This is a genomic window from Deferribacter abyssi (genome assembly GCF_049472655.1).
In the GTDB taxonomy this organism is placed as follows: Bacteria; Chrysiogenota; Deferribacteres; order Deferribacterales; family Deferribacteraceae; genus Deferribacter; species Deferribacter abyssi.
Map to the genome: position 1 here is coordinate 1 of NZ_JAQNCS010000017.1, position 18,654 is coordinate 18,654.

General features: G+C 30.6%; 13 protein-coding genes. 9 read left to right on the top strand and 4 right to left on the bottom strand.

Features of this window, described 5'->3' with window-relative positions; genetic code table 11:
- Positions 1 to 159: 159 nt before the first annotated feature.
- The 4 genes from OWK30_RS09475 to ald form a co-directional block, all read right to left on the bottom strand.
- Positions 160 to 2,466: a vitamin B12-dependent ribonucleotide reductase gene (locus tag OWK30_RS09475; protein ID WP_423325903.1), complete on the bottom strand. Its 2,307-nt coding sequence runs from the start codon at positions 2,464 to 2,466 to the stop codon at positions 160 to 162.
- Between the two features lie 150 nt (positions 2,467 to 2,616).
- A complete protein-coding gene (locus OWK30_RS09480; protein WP_423325905.1) occupies positions 2,617 to 3,696 on the bottom strand; it encodes a hypothetical protein in 1,080 nt (359 codons plus the stop codon).
- 10 nt (positions 3,697 to 3,706) lie between these two features.
- Entirely contained in the window at positions 3,707 to 4,978 is a 1,272-nt protein-coding gene (locus OWK30_RS09485) for a cytochrome ubiquinol oxidase subunit I (protein WP_423325907.1), read from the bottom strand.
- A 492-nt stretch (positions 4,979 to 5,470) separates the two neighbouring features.
- Entirely contained in the window at positions 5,471 to 6,580 is a 1,110-nt protein-coding gene (ald, locus tag OWK30_RS09490) for an alanine dehydrogenase (protein ID WP_423325908.1), read from the bottom strand.
- 291 nt (positions 6,581 to 6,871) lie between these two features.
- Here ald and OWK30_RS09495 point away from each other — a divergent pair, with 291 nt between their 5' ends.
- The 9 genes from OWK30_RS09495 to recG all read left to right on the top strand — a co-directional run bounded on the left by OWK30_RS09495 (position 6,872) and on the right by recG (position 18,614).
- Positions 6,872 to 7,834 carry an acetyl-CoA carboxylase carboxyltransferase subunit alpha gene (locus tag OWK30_RS09495; RefSeq protein WP_423325909.1) on the top strand — a complete coding sequence of 321 codons (963 nt, stop codon included), beginning with the start codon at positions 6,872 to 6,874 and terminating at the stop codon, positions 7,832 to 7,834.
- Positions 7,831 to 9,513 (top strand): DNA mismatch repair endonuclease MutL, encoded by a 1,683-nt coding sequence (mutL, locus tag OWK30_RS09500; RefSeq protein ID WP_423325910.1) that lies wholly within the window; start codon positions 7,831 to 7,833, stop codon positions 9,511 to 9,513. Before OWK30_RS09495 ends, mutL begins: the two co-directional genes overlap by 4 nt.
- Complete coding sequence (gene miaA / locus OWK30_RS09505) at positions 9,514 to 10,431, top strand: tRNA (adenosine(37)-N6)-dimethylallyltransferase MiaA (RefSeq protein ID WP_423325912.1); 918 nt, start codon at positions 9,514 to 9,516, stop codon at positions 10,429 to 10,431. It abuts the gene before it with no gap.
- 86 nt (positions 10,432 to 10,517) lie between these two features.
- Entirely contained in the window at positions 10,518 to 11,834 is a 1,317-nt protein-coding gene (locus tag OWK30_RS09510) for a homoserine dehydrogenase (protein ID WP_423325914.1), read from the top strand.
- Positions 11,834 to 12,994, top strand: a complete 1,161-nt coding sequence (locus tag OWK30_RS09515) for a cofactor-independent phosphoglycerate mutase (RefSeq protein WP_423325916.1) — start codon at positions 11,834 to 11,836, stop codon at positions 12,992 to 12,994. Before OWK30_RS09510 ends, OWK30_RS09515 begins: the two co-directional genes overlap by 1 nt.
- Positions 12,991 to 14,220, top strand: coding sequence for an aspartate kinase (locus tag OWK30_RS09520; protein WP_423325918.1), 1,230 nt, complete (start codon positions 12,991 to 12,993; stop codon positions 14,218 to 14,220). Before OWK30_RS09515 ends, OWK30_RS09520 begins: the two co-directional genes overlap by 4 nt.
- Entirely contained in the window at positions 14,210 to 15,787 is a 1,578-nt protein-coding gene (gene cimA / locus OWK30_RS09525) for a citramalate synthase (RefSeq protein ID WP_423325920.1), read from the top strand. Before OWK30_RS09520 ends, cimA begins: the two co-directional genes overlap by 11 nt.
- Positions 15,788 to 15,870: 83 nt before the next feature.
- Positions 15,871 to 16,320 (top strand): chemotaxis protein CheW, encoded by a 450-nt coding sequence (locus tag OWK30_RS09530; protein WP_423325922.1) that lies wholly within the window; start codon positions 15,871 to 15,873, stop codon positions 16,318 to 16,320.
- A complete protein-coding gene (recG, locus tag OWK30_RS09535; protein ID WP_423325924.1) occupies positions 16,320 to 18,614 on the top strand; it encodes an ATP-dependent DNA helicase RecG in 2,295 nt (764 codons plus the stop codon). The genes OWK30_RS09530 and recG overlap by 1 nt, the downstream gene beginning before the upstream one ends.
- Positions 18,615 to 18,654: the final 40 nt, after the last annotated feature.

The following is an 18,654-nucleotide window of genomic DNA, read 5'->3' on the forward strand; positions in this document are numbered from 1 at the left end:
TAACATAAAACAAGCTATTGTTGCAATCTATTGATAGATAAAAAAGATTGACTCAAAAATTTTCGTTAGCAAACATAGAATATCATTAATAGGTATGGTTATAAATACAAATTAACTTTTTATTATAAGTATATAATAGTTGCCACTTTTTAGTGGCAACTAACTACAATGTGAATATCCACAGGAGTAACAAACATCGCACCCTTCTACATAGTTTAATATTCCACCACATTCTGGACATGCACCATTCCTAGGCATAGCATTTTTTGTTTTTTTCGTGTTTTCTTCAAACTCTTCTAGTAATTTGTCCACGGTAATTTCTTCTTGTTTTATAACCTTTATCTCAGTAGGCATATTTAATGCTTGTTCAATAGCTTTGCCAACTGCATCAGCGCAACTTAATACTTGATTTGGACCGAAACCATATCTCATGTGGCACGAAATCCCTTTTAGTTGTTTTATAATGTTTTCAGGATCACCACCACTTCTTAAAACTAATGATATAAGTCTACCAATTGCTTCACATTGGCTTTGTGCACATCCACCAGCTTTCCCCATACTGGTAAATACTTCAAATGGCTCACCATTTTCGTCTTGATTGATTGTAACATAAAGTTTACCACAACCAGTCATCATTTCAATTGTTTTACCTACAAGCACTTTAGGTCTAGGACGAGGTTTAAATTGTCCTTTAATTTCAATGACATCCTGATCTTCTTTCTTTTCTACAGTTCCGATATTTATAACTTGTTGTTCTCTACTACCATCCCTATAAATTGTTATTCCTTTGCAACCTAATTTATAGGCTAGCAAATATACTTCCCTTATATCTTCAATAGTGGCATCATTTGGGAAATTTACTGTTTTACTTACTGCATTGTCAGTATATTTTTGAAATGCTGCTTGCATTTTAACATGCCAAATGGGGGTTACTTCATGAGCTGTTACGAAAACTTTTTTCCATTTTTCAGGAACTCCATTTATATTTTCCAAATGTCCCTGCTCTGCAATTTGTTCCATTAGCTCATCAGAATAAAAACCTTCTAGCTTTGCAATCTCTTTAAATATAGGATTGACTTCAACTAACTTGTCATTATCAAGAACGTTTCTATAAAAAGCAATGGCAAAATAAGGCTCTATACCTGATGAACATCCTGCTATTATAGAAATAGTACCCGTTGGTGCAATCGTAGTTATTGTAGCATTTCGCATCATTTTAAACCCCATTTCGGGGTAAATACTATCCTTAAAGTTAGGAAAACTTCCTCTTTTTTCAGCCAACTTTATAGAAGCTTTTCTACCTTCTTCTCTAATAAAAGACATAATTTCTTCAGCAAGATGTATCGCTTTTTCACTATTGTATGGTATTTCAAGTAGAGCGAGCATATCTGCCCATCCCATAATTCCTAATCCAATTTTTCTATTCTTTTTAGTCATTTCTTCAATTTTAGAAATTGGGTAGTTGTTCATATCAATAACATTATCTAAAAAATGAACAGCTGTGTGAATTACATCTCGTAATTCATCCCACAAAACTTCATTGTTTTTTACAAACTTACCTAAATTTATGGAACCTAAATTACATGATTCATAAGGCAACAATGGTTGTTCACCACATGGGTTTGTACTTTCAATTTCGCCTTCTTTAGGAGTAGGGTTATCTCTGTTAATTCTGTCGATAAAAATAATTCCAGGATCACCACCTTCCCAAGCTAGTTTTACCATTTGATCAAATACTTCTTTGGCATTTAGTTTTTTTACAACTTTACCATTTTTTGGATTTACTAACGAATATTCTTCGTCTTTTAAGACAGCTTCCATAAATTTTTCAGTTACAGCTACAGATAAATTAAAGTTTGTAAGTTTTGTTTTATCTTTTTTGGCATAGATAAACTCCATGATATCTGGATGGTCTACCCTCAAAATTCCCATGTTTGCACCACGTCTTGTACCACCTTGTTTTATCGTTTCTGTTGCAGAGTCAAAAACTGTCATAAAAGAAACTGGGCCACTTGAAACACCTTTTGTAGTTTTTACTACATCATCTTTTGGTCTTAATCTTGAGAAAGAAAAACCTGTACCACCGCCTGACTTATGAATCAGGGCTGTGTATTTAACAGCATCAAAAATTTTATCCAATGAATCTTCCACAGGTAAAACAAAGCATGCAGATAACTGTTGCAATTCTTTTCCTGCATTCATCAATGTTGGTGAATTAGGTAAAAACTTCAAAGACACCATGATATCAAAAAACTTTTTTGCAGTTGTTGTTATATCTGCCTTTTTATCATAATTCAAATCTCCTTTTGCAATATTCATTGCTACACGCTGAAACATCTCTTTAGGTGCTTCTATTACATTTCCTTTTTCATCTTTTTTTAGATACCTTTTTCTTAAAACAGTCAGTGCGTTTGCAGAAAGTTTTGGCTCTTCATTAAGCAATTCTAGTATGTTATCAGAAAACATTAAACTCCTCCAATTTTATAACTTATTGATAAAATTAAAAAATAGCGACTTATAAATTGTAGTATAAAAGGTAAAATTTCTCAAGAGGTATTTATTTTTTTTAATAGTATAGAAAATATAAGGGGGAAAATACCCCCTAAAATAAATAAATTATTTTTTGACAATCTCATACTTTAATTTAATAAATAAATAATAAAGCGTAACCAGAAGAGCAACAAAAAGTATTAGAAAAATAATAAAAATACTCCATTGTGTTCTTACATTTAAATACAAAGGGTTAAAATATTTTGAGAAATAACTAACTTCGATGAATCTTCTAACTAAAACCATAAATAATACTGATAGAGATGTAAATCCAAAAACTATTTTTTCATTTTCTTTTTTTGTAATTATTAAAAAAACCGGTATAAATGCCATTGTAATTCCTAGGGTTAAAAATATCATTGTTGAAACGTTTACGTAATAGTTTACAGGATGAGATATCAAAAACCATGTACCTATAAAAAGTTGGGTTAAAGTTGGAATAAAAAATGTATATTTTCCTAATTTATACATAGTATCAGATAACTCTTTATCATAACTTTTTCTTAGTTTAGCATAAAGCATGTAAAATGCTCCGCTGAATGCTATAGCTGCAAAAATGAAATGGAAAAATCTAAGCCAAAGTGTTTTGGCAGAAAAGGCAGATATTTTTCCTAAATATATTTTTTTCCACAATTCTGGTTGCATTGAAACTAATGTATTGGTTACAAGCATTAAGGCTACATACAGAAAAAGTATTGTAGCTAAAATAATAAAAATAAACCCTTTGCCTCCAGTAAATTTAATATATGACGGTTTAAATTTATAAAGATAGTAGAAATAGTATGCAATAATAATTGCTAATAAAACAAACAACCACTTCCAAGATAATAAAATTGAAGATGTATAAAAAAATTGACCGTAAAGTATTTGAAGGAATAATAATGGTGCTACACCTGTGGTTACTGTTAAAGAAATATTAAAAGTATTCAGCCACCCTATTTCTTCAGCTATTTTATTATAATTGTTATTTCCTTTAATTTTGGCAAAGTATTTGGCAATTATAATCATTATACTGCCACCTAAGGTTAAATTCATAAATAAAAAATGAATAAACAGCGTTACAACCAAAAAGAAAATAAAGATATATGGATGGCTTGGTAAAGGTGAAACATCTGGTGCTGGAATATAATTTAAAATATTATTCATAAATTCCTCCCTATTGTGCTATTTTAGCTAAGTATTTTGCAAGAGCTTCTCTTTCAGAATCGGTTCCTACAAATGGAGGCATAAGAGGGTTTGAATTTAAATCCATAAGAATGGCGTCAATATCTTCAACTTCTAAACCTTCAATTTTAGGTTTAAGGGCATTAAAACCGTTTATTGAGTGGCAAATTTTACATTCAGAAACAAAAACAGCTCTTCCAATTTTTATCATATTTTTTTCATTTTTAATATTTGCCCACTTAGCTTTTGATAACACTCCATTTTTGTTTAGTTTTTCTATTTCAGATAACATAATTCCGTTAGAATACATATAGTCTCTGATTACAAAAGGTTTTCTTGCTCTTTCCCTTGTGAATTCGTAGTAACCAAAGCTAATTTGTCCCATAATTAAGATAATTAAAGCTATAGCAATATTTATATAGCGAGATAGAATAAACATAAACAATAAAGTCAATAGTCCCATAATAGCAGTAATATATCCAGAGTATTTGAAAAAGTTAGTTAATGTTATATTTCCTCCCAGAAACTGTTCTCTTATATCAACGGGTATAGCAAATGCCCACCATGTCATTCCTGCAAAAGTTAAAATTAACCCTGCCAACACAAAATAACCAGAAAACCTAGATGCACTTTTTTTAACTTCAACATTTTTAATAAATGAAATAGTTATCATTGCATAAAGTCCTGCAAGTAATAATGCAATGCCTGTTCTACCTACAACTGATGGAATATAAGTGGGATTTAAAAATCCATCCCAGAAATTATGAGTTTCAATCCATTTTCCTGGAGTAAGTTGAAAAGTAATAATTCCAACAATGATTACCAAACTCATATAAGCTCCAATAAAGTAGAGCCAGCCTAATAAAACATGAAATTTATCTGAGACTTTATCCCACGTATAGTAATAAATAAGTATTGTAACAATTTCTAAAACAAAGAATACCCACTCTGAAGCCCAACCCCAGACAAAATTATGGATTAAAGCAGAAGTCCCGGCAGGTGAAACTAAAGCAATAGTGTACCAAATACCAACACCTGTTAACGCTCCTAAAACTGCAGATACTAACAATACGAGTGAACTAGTTTTTTTTACAAAAGATTTTAAATCTTCATTTTGTTCTTTTAAAGCTTTTTTTTCGGCTAATACTAAAAACAACCCCATACCAACAGCAAAGTGTGAAATAAAAACATGAAATATTGAAACCAGTGCAATGACTAATGCTCCAGGAGTATCGCTATTAATCAGCCAAATAGGGTAATCCATAAACCACCTCCAAACATACTTTGTAATTATTATAACATAATATAAAACAAATTGAAAATATTATACTATATGCATATTTAAAATATGTTATACAATGGTATAATAATTAACTATGTTTAATTGCAATTTGTAACCTTAGGGATGTTTGCCATTGTGCAATTAATTTTATATAAAATCTTTATCCTTTGAAAGTTTTAAAATCCATTGTGAATAATATTTGTTAAAACGTTAGAATCAAAGCTTGAAAAATGTATGTAGTGTTACTTTTTATTCGAATCAAGAAATATTTTTTATTTTCTGATTGATTGTTTGATAAAACAGACGAAACAGAAAGAATAAAAGGTTTCTGTCTGTTTTTATAATCATTTCATTATTGATTTTTGATTTAGTAGTTGATTGAATTTATAATAATAATTTAAAAAGAGGGGGACTAAATCTATTAGATAATAGTCCCTTGGTTAATATTAGTTAAGTTTTTTGTCTCTTTAAATTTCAAATAATGTCTTCTATGTTTTTAAATGGAAGATTGTGAGCTTCCGCCACAGGCTTACAAGTTACTTGACCAAAAGCTACATTTACTCCCTTTTTAATCGATTCACTCTCTTTGCAGGCTTTTTTCCACCCTTTATTTGCAATTTCTAAAACAAATGGTAAAGTAGCATTTGTAAGTGCGTAAGTTGAGGTCCTAGCATAGGCTCCTGGCATATTTGCCACACAATAATGTAATATGCCATCAATTTCATAAACAGGATCATGGTGGGTTGTTGGTTTTGATGTTTCAACGCAACCACCTTGATCGATACTTACATCCACAATTACAGCACCTTTTTTCATTTTTGTAATCATCTCTTTGGTAATAAGTTTTGGGGCTTTAGCACCAGGGATCAATACGGTACCGATAACAACATCAGCATCTTTTATTTCATTTTCTATATTTACTTTATTTGACATGATCATTTTGCAGTTTGCTGGTAAAATATTTTCCAAATATCTCATTCTTTCTAAATTAATATCCATTACTATAACATAAGCTCCCAATCCTGAAGCAATTTTTGCAGCATTTAAACCTGCAGTTCCACCACCAATGATAACAAATTTAGCATTGTGAACTCCTGCAACACCTCCTGCAAGCACACCTCTTCCACCATAAGGTTTTGCAAGATAATATGCTCCCATTAGTGATGACATTTTTCCTGCAATTTCACTCATTGGTTCTAAAAGAGGAAGTTTCCCATTAACTTCTATTGTTTCATAAGCAATAGCCACTACTTTTTTCTCTATTAATCCTTTTGTTTGCCTTTCATCTGGTGCTAGATGTAAATAAGTAAATACAATTTGACCTTCTTTAAATTTCTCGATTTCCACCGGTTGTGGTTCTTTTACTTTAATTATCATTTCGCTTTTCTCAAATATTTCATTAGCACTTTCAACTATCATAGCTCCTTCTTGGATAAACTCTTCGTTTGAAATACCACTGCCAATACCGGCATCTTTTTCGATTAATACTTTGTGCCCATTTTTCACAAGTTCATGTACTCCTGCAGGAGTAATGCTAATCCTATTTTCATCAGGTTTGATCTCTTTTGGTACTCCAATAATCATTTACCACCTCACAAAATAAATTTCATTCAAAATATTATAATTTTTTTAAAATATCAAACAAAACTTGATTTTTTGTTTTAAAATATTAAACATATTTATAATAAAAAATATAAACTATACTTGTAACAATAGTGTGATACAACTTTTTTTGAGAGTACTTATTGTTTATTAAAACTAAAATTAATTAAACCTAATGATTTATTGTTCAGTTAATTGTTTTGATTTACAATGCAATTTATGATATTGAGCAAAGTTCTAAATTATATTATTATTTAATAAATGAGGTGCAATATGGCAGTTCAACCTTTACCATTTGAAACACAAATATTTGAATTGGAGAAAAAAATAGAAGAACTTAGACAAATGTCTGAATTATCAGGAGAATCTTTGGCTAAAGAAATTGAAAGTTTAGAAAAAAAGCTATCACAAGTAAAAGTTAATATTTATAAATCGCTTACACCTCAGCAAAAAGTAATGGTGGCAAGACATCCTAATAGACCATATACTTTAGATTTTATTAAATATATCTTTGAAGACTTTGTAGAGCTTCATGGAGACAGATTATTTAGAGATGATCCAGCTATTGTGTGCGGGTTTGCTAAATTTGATGGTGAACCTGTGACAATTATTGGACATCAAAAGGGTAAAAATACTAAGGATAATATATACAGAAATTTTGGCATGGCACATCCTGAAGGTTATAGAAAAGCTCTAAGGATTTTTATGCTTGCTGAAAAATTTAAAAGACCAATAATAACTTTTGTTGACACACCTGGAGCTTATCCTGGAATTGAAGCTGAAGAAAGGGGGCAAGCTGAAGCAATCGCAAGAAATTTAAAAGAAATGGCTGGGTTATCTGTTCCCATGATTACGGTTATTACAGGTGAAGGTGGTAGTGGTGGAGCACTTGCTATTGCAATGGGAAATAGAGTGTTAATGCTTGAACATGCAGTTTATGCAGTAATAAGTCCTGAAGGTTGTGCTTCAATACTTTGGAAAGATGCAAGTTATTCCGGTAAAGCTGCAGAGGCTTTGAAATTGACAGCACAAGATTTGTTTAAATTGAAGGTAATTGATGAAATTATAAAAGAGCCCGTGGGTGGTGCACATAGGGATCATTTAGAAACAGCTAAAAATGTTAAAATTGCCATAAAAAAGCATCTCAGAGAACTTAAAGGGATGTCTTCTGATAAGCTATTTGAGGATAGGTACAATAAATATAGAGCTATAGGAGTTTTTGCAGAGGTTAAATGAGTAAAATAAAAGTTCTCCCCGAACATATAGCAAATAAGATAGCAGCAGGAGAGGTTGTTGATCGACCTGTAAATATTGTGAAAGAGTTGGTGGAAAATGCGCTTGATGCTGGTGCTACTGAAATTAAGATTGAAATTTTGGACGGTGGGGTTTCACTAATTAGAGTGTATGATAATGGTATTGGAATAGAACAAGAGGATCTGCCACTCACTATAATGCGCTTTGCTACTAGCAAAATTGATACTTATGAAGATTTATTTAAGATAAGTACGTACGGTTTTAGGGGAGAGGCTTTAGCTGCTATAAGTTCTGTAAGTAATTTTAATATAAAGAGTGGAAGTTATGAACTGTCTGTTGATTTTGGAAAGGTTGGAAAAGTAACACCAACTCCTTTTTATAATGGTACAATTGTTACTGTTAAAAATCTTTTTTCAAAAATACCCGCAAGATATAAATTTTTAAAATCACCTATTAGTGAGCAAAAAGAAATTATAAAATATATAAAACAAATAATACTGCTAAATCCCGATAAATCCTTTAAATTGATTGGTAATGAGAAAGTATTGTTAGAGTTCGGTGGTAATGAAACCTTAATTAATAAAGGAAAGAAAATTTTTGGAGTAGATGAGTTAGAAGAAGTAAATTATGAGGAAGATGGCTTACGAATTAGTGGTTTAATAAGTCTGCCAAATGTTCAAAAATTTAGAAAGGACAATATTTTTATTGGCGTAAATAAAAGAGTTATAAAAGATAATATGATTGTACAATCCATATTGCAAGCATATTACAGAAAAATACCTGATAATAGATATCCTGTAGCATCTATAAATATTGAAGTTCTACCTGATTTTGTGGATGTGAATATTCATCCAGCTAAGATGTTTGTAAAATTTTATAATTCCAATAAAGTATTTAAGGCTGTTTTTAATGCTGTAAATAAAACACTAAACTTTTCTAAAAAAAATACTTGTGAAAAGACTGAATATTCTAACAGTGAGATGGCGTTATCAAATTACCATAACGTTGGTGAAGATAATATTAAATATACTGTTGATTTAACAAAATTAATAGAAATTGAAAACGTTAAAGATCTTCAGAAAGAGAATTTTATTAATAATGAAAATAATGATTTAATAATTTTAGGTCAACTTTTCAGTACTGTTATTGTAGTTGAAAAAGGGGAAGAAGTTCTATTTATTGATCAGCACATTGCCCATGAAAGAGTGTTATACGAAAAGCTAATGAAGAAAGATAATCCAATAAACTCAGTAATTTTAACAGAACCATTTTTGTTAGAGTGTGGAAGTGATGAAATTGTATTTGCTATAGAAAACAGAGAAAAATTAATAAATTGCGGAATTGATTTAGAAATTTTTGGTGAAAAAATTTTAAAAATTAATTCATTACCTGCTGAGATATTGAATAAAAATATAGAAGAGGAAATAAGGAGCATTCTTGTAAAAAATGATTTAGATAATAACAACAATTTTATAGAACCTATTTATTTAAATATTGCATGTAAATGTGCTATCAAAGCTGGAGAGAGACTTCTTATGGACGAAATGAAAAAACTAGTAAGTAATCTCTTTAAATGTGAAAATCCTTACACATGTCCCCATGGTAGGCCAATAATATTTAAACTTAACAAAAATGAGTTGTTTAAAAAGTTTCATAGATAAATGAGGATTCCTGTAATTACTGGACCTACAGCCACTGGAAAAACAGATTTTGTATTAAAACTAGCTGAGTATTTTGATATTGAAATTATTAGTGCAGATGCTTATCAGGTTTTCAAATATATGAATATTGGAACTGCCAAACCGACAAAGAATGAACTTGATAAAGTTAAACATCATTTAATAGATATTTTAACTCCTGATAATAACTATTCAGCAGGAGATTTTTTTAATCACGCCGAAAGTTTAATTAAAGATATTCTGAATAAAGGAAAAATGCCTGTTATAGTTGGTGGTACTGGCTTATACGTTGAGTCTTTAACAAAAGGCATCTTTAAAGGACCCTCAAGAAATGAAGAAATAAGAAAAGAGCTCAATGAAATAGCTTGTGAAAAAGGGATACCCTTTTTACATAAAGAATTAAAAAAGGTTGATCCATTGTATGCTTCAAAGGTTTCAGAAAATGATTTGGTAAGGATAATTAGAGCGTTGGAAGTTTATAGAATTTTAAACATACCTTTTACTGAGGCTCATAAACTTTTTCATAAAAGACCTGAATTTAAGTATAATGTATATGTTTTTTACAGAAATAGGAACAAATTATACTCACTAATTAATGAAAGGGTTGATAAAATGTTTGACGTTGGGTGGATTGATGAAGTGAAAAATTTAAATCAACTGGGCTATGACAGTAAATATTCATCTTTTAAGGCTATTGGGTATACAGAAATTGAAAATTTTTTAAAAAATGGTGGAGATATTGATGACATAAAAAATGATATAAAAAAGAAAACAAGACGTTTTGCTAAAAGGCAATTTACATGGTTTAAACACATGGATAAAACTATTTGGATAGATGTAGATAGGTTAGATTTTAAGGATATCATGAAAAAACTTATAACTTCTTTTGAAATAACATAAAAAAATTATAGTTTCATTAAGCAAAACTTGACTTTGTTAAGTCATAGTAGTAATATCCACAAAATTTTTGGAGGTAAAGTGCAAATATGGGTAAGAGTATAAACGTAGGAATTATTGGGTATGGTACAGTAGGTAGTGGTACTATAGAAGTTTTGTTAGATAATAAAATAACCATTAAAAGAAAAACAGGTATCGATATAAATGTGAAATCTATTGCAGATTTAAAAATAAACGAAAAAGATGATAAATATTTAAAAGAGATTCCTATAAAAACTACTAATGCCTATGATATAATCAATGATTCAGAAATAGATATTGTAGTTGAATTAATTGGCGGTTATAATCCTGCCAAACAGTTTATTTTAGATGCTCTAAAAAAAGGTAAGCATGTAGTTACAGCCAACAAAGCTCTATTAGCAGTAGATGGGTTAGAGATTTTTAAGCTTGCTGATGAGTTGGGTTTGCATCTTGGATTTGAAGGTAGTGTTGGAGGTGGAATACCAATAATTAGAGTTATCAAAGAAGATTTGGTCGCTAATAATATCAATGAGATTTATGGTATAATTAATGGGACAGCAAACTATATTTTAACAAAAATGGATTTGGAGAAAAAAGAGTTTGCTGAAGTATTGAAAGAAGCACAACAACTAGGTTATGCAGAAGCGGATCCTACTTTTGATGTGGAAGGAATAGATACTGCACATAAAATAACAATTTTAGCTACCCTAGCTTTTAATACTGTTATTCCGTATGAAAAAGTTTTTGTAGAAGGGATATCTAAAATTAAACAGGTTGATATAGATTTTGCTAATAAGTTAGGGTGTAAAATAAAACTGTTAGCCATAGCTAAAAAACATGAACATGATATTGAAGTGAGAGTGCACCCAACTATGATTCCTGAAAGATATATTCTCTCGAAAGTTGTTGATGTTTTTAATGCAATATATCTTGTTTCAGATAAAGTTGATAGGACAATACACTATGGAAGAGGGGCAGGAGCGAAACCTACTGGTAGTGCAGTTGTTGGAGATATCATTAATATTGCTAAGTGGATAGAAAGTGGATGTAAAAAATCATCACCTATTTTAGGATTCAAAGATAAATATACTCAATACTATCCTGTCAGAGATATTAATGATATTAGATCATCTTTTTATCTTAGGTTTAATGCTCTTGATAAGCCAGGAGTTCTTTCCAAAATAGCTGGTATATTAGGAAAATATAGTATAAGTATAAGTTCAGCTATACAGCCTGGCGAAAATTCTCCAGGGGATGTAGTTCCCTTAGTTTTTATGACTCACGAAACTTTGGGGAGAAACATCACAAATGCAGTAAATGAGATAGATAGTTTAGATGTAGTAAAAGAAAAAACTGTTGTAATAAGAGTAGAAGGTAAAAGATAATGAAATATATTGTGTTGTTATGTGATGGAATGAGTGACTATAAAATAGATATACTTAATAATAAAACAGTACTAGAATACACGAGAGCAGCTAATTTTGATAAAATTGCCAAAGAGGGTAGGTGTGGATTTATTTATACTACCCCTAATGATTGGTATCCTGGCAGCGATGTTTGTAATTTGAGTATTTTTGGATACAATCCATTGGAAGTTTATACTGGTAGAAGCCCCATTGAAGCTGCAAGTATTGGTGTTAATTTAGGTGAAAATGATTTTGCTTTCAGATGTAATCTTGTTACTTTAGATGATAAAAAAGAGATAATGGAAGATTTTAGCGCTTATCATGTTGATAAAGATACTGCAAAAAAGGTGATTGACTATTTGAACGAACAGTTTAAAGACTACAACGTGGAATTTTATGCTGGAGTTGGTTACAGAAATATAATGGTAATTAGAAACTGTGATTTTGAAGTGAAAACGACTCCTCCTCATGATATTATGGGACAGTCTATTAAAAAATATTTACCAACAGGTAAAAACGCTGAAATATTGAACGAGTTAATTAAAAAATCATGGCAATTACTTGATAAAAAATTTAAAAAAGTGAATTCAATATGGCTTTGGGGAGAAGGGAAAAAACCAAATTTAGTTTCTTTTGAAGAAAAATTTGGTATAAAAGGAGCAGTTGTAGCTGCCGTAGATTTGATAAGAGGAATAGGGAAGTTGGCAGGTATGAAATTGATTGATGTACCAGGTGTCACAGGATTTATTGATACTAACTTTGAGGGTAAAGCTCAGTATGCTATAAATGCTTTAAATGACTATGATTATGTATATATTCATGTAGAAGCTCCAGATGAAGCTGGGCATATGGGTAGTTTGGAAGAAAAGATTAAAGCTATTCAAAACATTAATGACAAAATGTTACCCATTATTGTTGATAATTTAAAAAGGTTTGATAAATATAGATTACTTATTACTCCAGATCATCCAACTCCGGTTGAAATTAGAACCCATGCTTCTGAACCAGTTCCTGCAATAATTTGGGGAAGCGATATAGAACCAGACCAAAACGAATTTTATGATGAAAATATTAAGCCATCTTTTGAAATTAGGGATGGTTATAAAATAGCCGAATTATTTATTAGGAGGTCTAAATGAGCTTAGTGGTAATGAAGTTTGGTGGTACTAGTGTAGGTTCTATTGAAAAAATCAAAAATGTTGCAAAGCGTGTAGCAAAAAAGAAAGATGAAGGATATGATGTGATTGTAACGGTTTCTGCCATGGCAGGAGAAACCGATAGGCTTATAAATTTAATTAAAGAAATTGAACCAAAATATGATCCTAGAGAATATGACATGGTAGTTTCAACTGGAGAGCAGGTTAGTATTGGTCTTTTGGCACAAGCTCTGAAAACTATGGGTTATGATGCTATTTCGTTTACTGGTTTCCAAATAGGTATGATTACAGATGGTGCACATTCAAAAGCAAGAATTAAAAAAATAACAGGAGAAAGGCTTAGACAAGCTTTAAAAGAAGGAAAAATTTGCGTAGTGGCTGGATTCCAAGGGATATTCCCCGAAACAGGTGATATAACAACATTGGGAAGAGGTGGATCAGATACCACTGCTGTGGCGATTGCTGCAGCAATGAAAGCAAATGTTTGTGAAATTTATACGGATGTGGATGGTGTATATACTGCCGATCCTAGAATTGTTAAAAATGCTAAAAAATTAGATAAAATATCTTATGAAGAAATGTTAGAGTTAGCATCCCTGGGTGCTAAAGTGTTACAGTCAAGAAGTGTAGAGTTTGGTATGAAGTATGGAGTAGATATTATGGTTTTATCATCATTTGAGGAAAAACCAGGAACTTTAGTTACAAAGGAGGATAAAGATATGGAAAAAGTAATAGTTTCAGGGGTAACTTGCGACAAAAATCAAGCAAAAATCACTATTACTGAAGTCCCAGATAGACCAGGAATTGCAGCTGATATTTTTGAAGAGCTTGCAAACCATAATATAAATGTTGACATGATTGTTCAGAATGTAAGTACTCAAGGTAAAACTGACATATCATTTACAGTTGCTCAAACAGATTTATTAAGAGCTCATGAGCTTTGCAAAAAAATATCCAAAAAAATAGAAGCATCAAAAGTATTGGCTGATGAAAATATTGCTAAGGTTTCAATTGTTGGTGTAGGAATGAAGAGCCATGCTGGTGTAGCTGCCAAAATGTTTAAAACATTAGCAGAAAACAATATTAATATTCAGATGATTTCAACTAGTGAAATAAAAACTTCTTGTGTGATTGACGAAAAGTTTACCGAACTTGCTGTTAGAGTACTACATGATAAATTTGTGAGGGAGGGGGATGATGTCTCGTAAGATAACGCTTTATGATACCACTTTAAGGGATGGTACTCAAGCTGAAGATGTTAATTTTACCGTCCCAGACAAAGTAAGAATAGCTGAAAAACTTATCGATTTTGGTATAGACTATATCGAAGGGGGATGGCCAGGATCTAACCCTCGTGATATCGAATTTTTTCAGTCAATTAAAAAATCAAATGTCTCTATTGACCGTATAGCTGCTTTTGGTAGTACCAGACGTGCAAAAAAATCTTGTGACAATGATGAGATCTTGCAAGCTTTATTACAGGCTGGTGTACCTACGCTAACAATTTTTGGTAAGACATGGGATCTCCATGTTACAGAAGCATTAAAAATATCTTTAGAGCAAAATTTAGAAATAATATATGATACAGTTCAATATTTGAAAAAAAGGGTTGATACTGTATTTTATGATGCTGAACATTTTTTTGATGGGTATAAGGCAAATAAGGATTATGCGATTAAAACACTTAAAGCAGCTATAGAGGGTGGGGCTGATTGTCTTGTTTTATGTGATACTAATGGTGGTACAATGCCTGATGAGCTTGTAGAAATAATTGAAGCTGTTAAAAAAGAGGTTGGGGATTATCCCCTTGGTATACACAGTCATAATGATAGTGACTGTGCTGTTGCAAACTCATGTCTTGCTGTTAGACATGGTATAGTGCATGTTCAAGGGACTATAAACGGTTACGGTGAAAGATGTGGAAATGCTAATTTGTGCTCTGTTATCCCAAATCTTCAGTTAAAATACGGTTATGAATGTGTTTCATCTGAACAGTTAAAGAAATTAAAAGAAGTTTCAAGATTCGTAAACGAGCTAGGTAATTTAAAACATAATATTCATCAACCTTATGTTGGTAGATCTGCGTTTGCACATAAAGGCGGTGTTCATGTTAGTGCCATTCTAAAAAATTCTAGGACATATGAGCATGTTCAACCAGAACTCGTCGGCAACAAGCAAAGAGTACTTTTATCGGATTTAAGCGGAAAAAGTAATCTCATTTATAAAGCGAAAGATTTTGGGCTAGATATTGATCCAAAAGATGAAAGGATTACACAATTATTACAGCAGCTTAAAGAACTTGAAAATAAAGGTTTTCAATATGAAGGGGCTGAAGCATCTTTTGAGTTATTGATAAGAAAGGCCATGGGTACATTTCAAAAATTCTTTGATTTATTAAGTTTTCGTGTGATAGATGAAAAAAGGAGTGCTATAGAACCGCCTTTTGCGGAAGCTACGGTAATGTTAAGAGTAGGTGGTGAAATTGAACATACAGCCGCAATAGGAAATGGACCTGTAAATGCCCTCGATAATGCATTAAGAAAAGCACTGGAAAGATTTTATCCAAATTTAAAAACAGTTCAATTAGTAGATTATAAAGTTAGGATCTTAACGGGAAAAGATGGTACAAAAGCATTAACAAGAGTATTGATAGAGTCTAAAGATGATAAGGATACTTGGGGTACTGTTGGAGTTGCCCATAATATCATTGATGCTAGTTATCAGGCATTAGTAGATTCAATAGAATATAAGTTATTTAAAGATGCTTATAAGTAATGTGTACAGTTTTGGAGTTTATAAAATGACTTTATAATTAATTGCCAAATTTTAGTATTGATTAATTATATGGAGGATTTGACATGGCATTAAATCAATTTGTTATTTTTACTCTTTTAGATGAAAAATTTGCTATAGATATAATGAAAGTGGATGAAATTATAAGAATGATGGAAATTACTCCTATTCCCAAAGCTAACTATTTTATCGAAGGGATAATAAATTTACGTGGTAAGGTTATTCCCGTAATAGATTTAAAAAAGAAACTGGGATTAGAGGAAACAGAGTATACAAAAACTACAAGAATTATTGTGGTGAATATAAGAAACAAAAAAATTGGAGTGATAGTTGACAGTGTTGATGAGGTTGTAAGAATTGACGATAATAAAATTGAAGATGCGCCAGCTGTTTCATCAGGGATTGATGATAATTTTGTAACTGGTGTAGCAAAAACTGATAAGGGTCTGATAATAATTATAGATATTGAAAAAGTTTTTTCTGAAGAAGAAACTGATAGTCTAAGTAATTTTTAATGAGCGACAGTAAAAATGATTTACTAAAAATTTTAAAAAAAATTAATCAAGATGTAAACAGTTTTTATAAAAATCATAAAAATTATCTAAATAAAATATTACTATCAGTTGGTGATAAAAACTTAACCATTAAATCTGCTATCAATAGTTTGATTACAAATGATAAAAAACCTTCTTACGAAGAGTTAAATCATATAATATATCTTTTGACACTTCATATCTACGGTATTTCTAAATTTCAACTTAATTCATTGAAAATACCTGTGACCAAAATTGAAGGTATTGGTGGAAAAATAGCTAAGATTCTAAAAAAAATAAATATAGAAACTGTAGAGGACATTTTTTATCATTTTCCCTATCGGTATGAATATTATAGCAATTATGGCAAAAATATACTATTTTGTGGGAAGTTAATAAAAAAAGAAATTATTTATACTAAATACAATAAAAAAATATATTGTGCCAGTTTTGAGAATGAAAAGGAAGAAATAACATTAGGTATTTGGTTTAACTTTACTAAAAAATACCCTGATACAATTTTACAATTAAATAAAAAATATAACATTTTTGGTAAGAAAGTTTTTTTCAATGGTTTTAATGCAATTGCCCATCCTGTTTTTTTGTCTGATTTCGAATTAAATCGAATTTATCCAATATATTCACTGCCAACAAAACTTTCTAATAAAAATTTCATTAAGTTTGTTTCAACATGCTTTAAAAATTATTTAAATAACTTAGTTGAAACACTGCCAGCATATATTTTGCTGAAGTATGATTATCCTGATATAAAAAACGCATTAAAATTAATACATTTTCCTCAACACATTGAAGATGCTAAAAAAATCGAATTAAAAAATCATCCTGCTATTGAAAGGTTTATTTATGAAGAACTTTTTTATTTACAATTAGGATTATTAAATCACAAAAGTATAATAAAAAACACTGCAGGAATAAAATTCAGTATTGATCTAAACAAACTTGAGGAAATCAAAGGATACTTACCATTTAAACTTACAAAGAGTCAAAAGAAAGTTTTGGCAGAAATATTTAATGATATGAGTAAAATCAACCAAATGAATAGACTTATACAAGGAGATGTGGGAAGTGGAAAAACAATAGTAGCCTTTATCTCTGGTGTTGTTGCTGTTTATAATAATTATCAGGTTGCTGTAATTGCTCCTACTGAGGTACTAGCTGAACAACACTTTTTTAATTTTACAAAACTGTTTGGTAATAAATTTAAAGTTGCATTGATAACCGGTTCTACATCAAAAAAAGACAAAGATTTTCTAAAAGAAATGATAATGAAAGGTAAAATTGACTTTGTTTTTGGTACCCATGCATTGATACAGGATAATGTAATGTTTCATAATCTGGGACTCGCTATAATTGATGAGCAACATAGATTTGGAGTAATTCAGAGAAAATTATTGATTGATAAAGGTTATAATCCAGACATTTTATTAATGAGTGCTACTCCAATACCTAGGACACTTGCTCTTACATTTTATGGTGATTTAGATATTTCAATTATAGACGAAATGCCTCCAGGTAGAAAACCTGTGATTACAAAAGCTTATTCAGAGAAAGAAATTGATAAAGTTTTAAAGTTTGTTAAGAAAGAAATTGATAAAGGTCACAAAGCTTATTTTATATATCCTTTAATTGATGAAAGCGATAAAATTGAGTTGAAAGCTGCAACAGTAAATTATGAAAAAATTAAAACATTTTTTGGTGAAAATTTGGTTGGATTATTACATGGAAAAATGAAAAGTGATGAAAAAAAAGAAATTTTATTAAAATTTAAAAATGGGGATCTAGCTGTTTTGGTTTCAACAACTGTAATTGAAGTGGGTATTGACGTGCCTGATGCAACAGTTATGATTATTGAAAACGCAGAAAGATTCGGGTTATCTCAACTTCACCAACTTAGAGGCAGGGTGGGAAGAGGCGATCTACAGTCCCACTGTATACTCGTTTACTCTAGAAATATTACTGAAGAAGGGAAAAAAAGAATAAATGCAATGGTAGAATATAATGATGGTTTTAAAATATCAGAAATAGATCTTCAAATTAGAGGACCTGGAGATTTTTTTGGGACAAAACAGTCTGGCTTGCCAGAGTTTAAATTTTCAAATATTGTGAGAGATGTAAAAATACTTCAGAAAGCAAGGAGAGATGCTGAAGAAATACTAAAATCAGACCCGTTTTTAACAAATCCTAAGCATAAAATTATTAGAGAAGTTTTACTGCAAAAATGGAAATACGGTATTGATTTAATCAAAGTTGGTTGATTTGTTATAAACTATAAAATTTCCTTGAAGATGAATATGA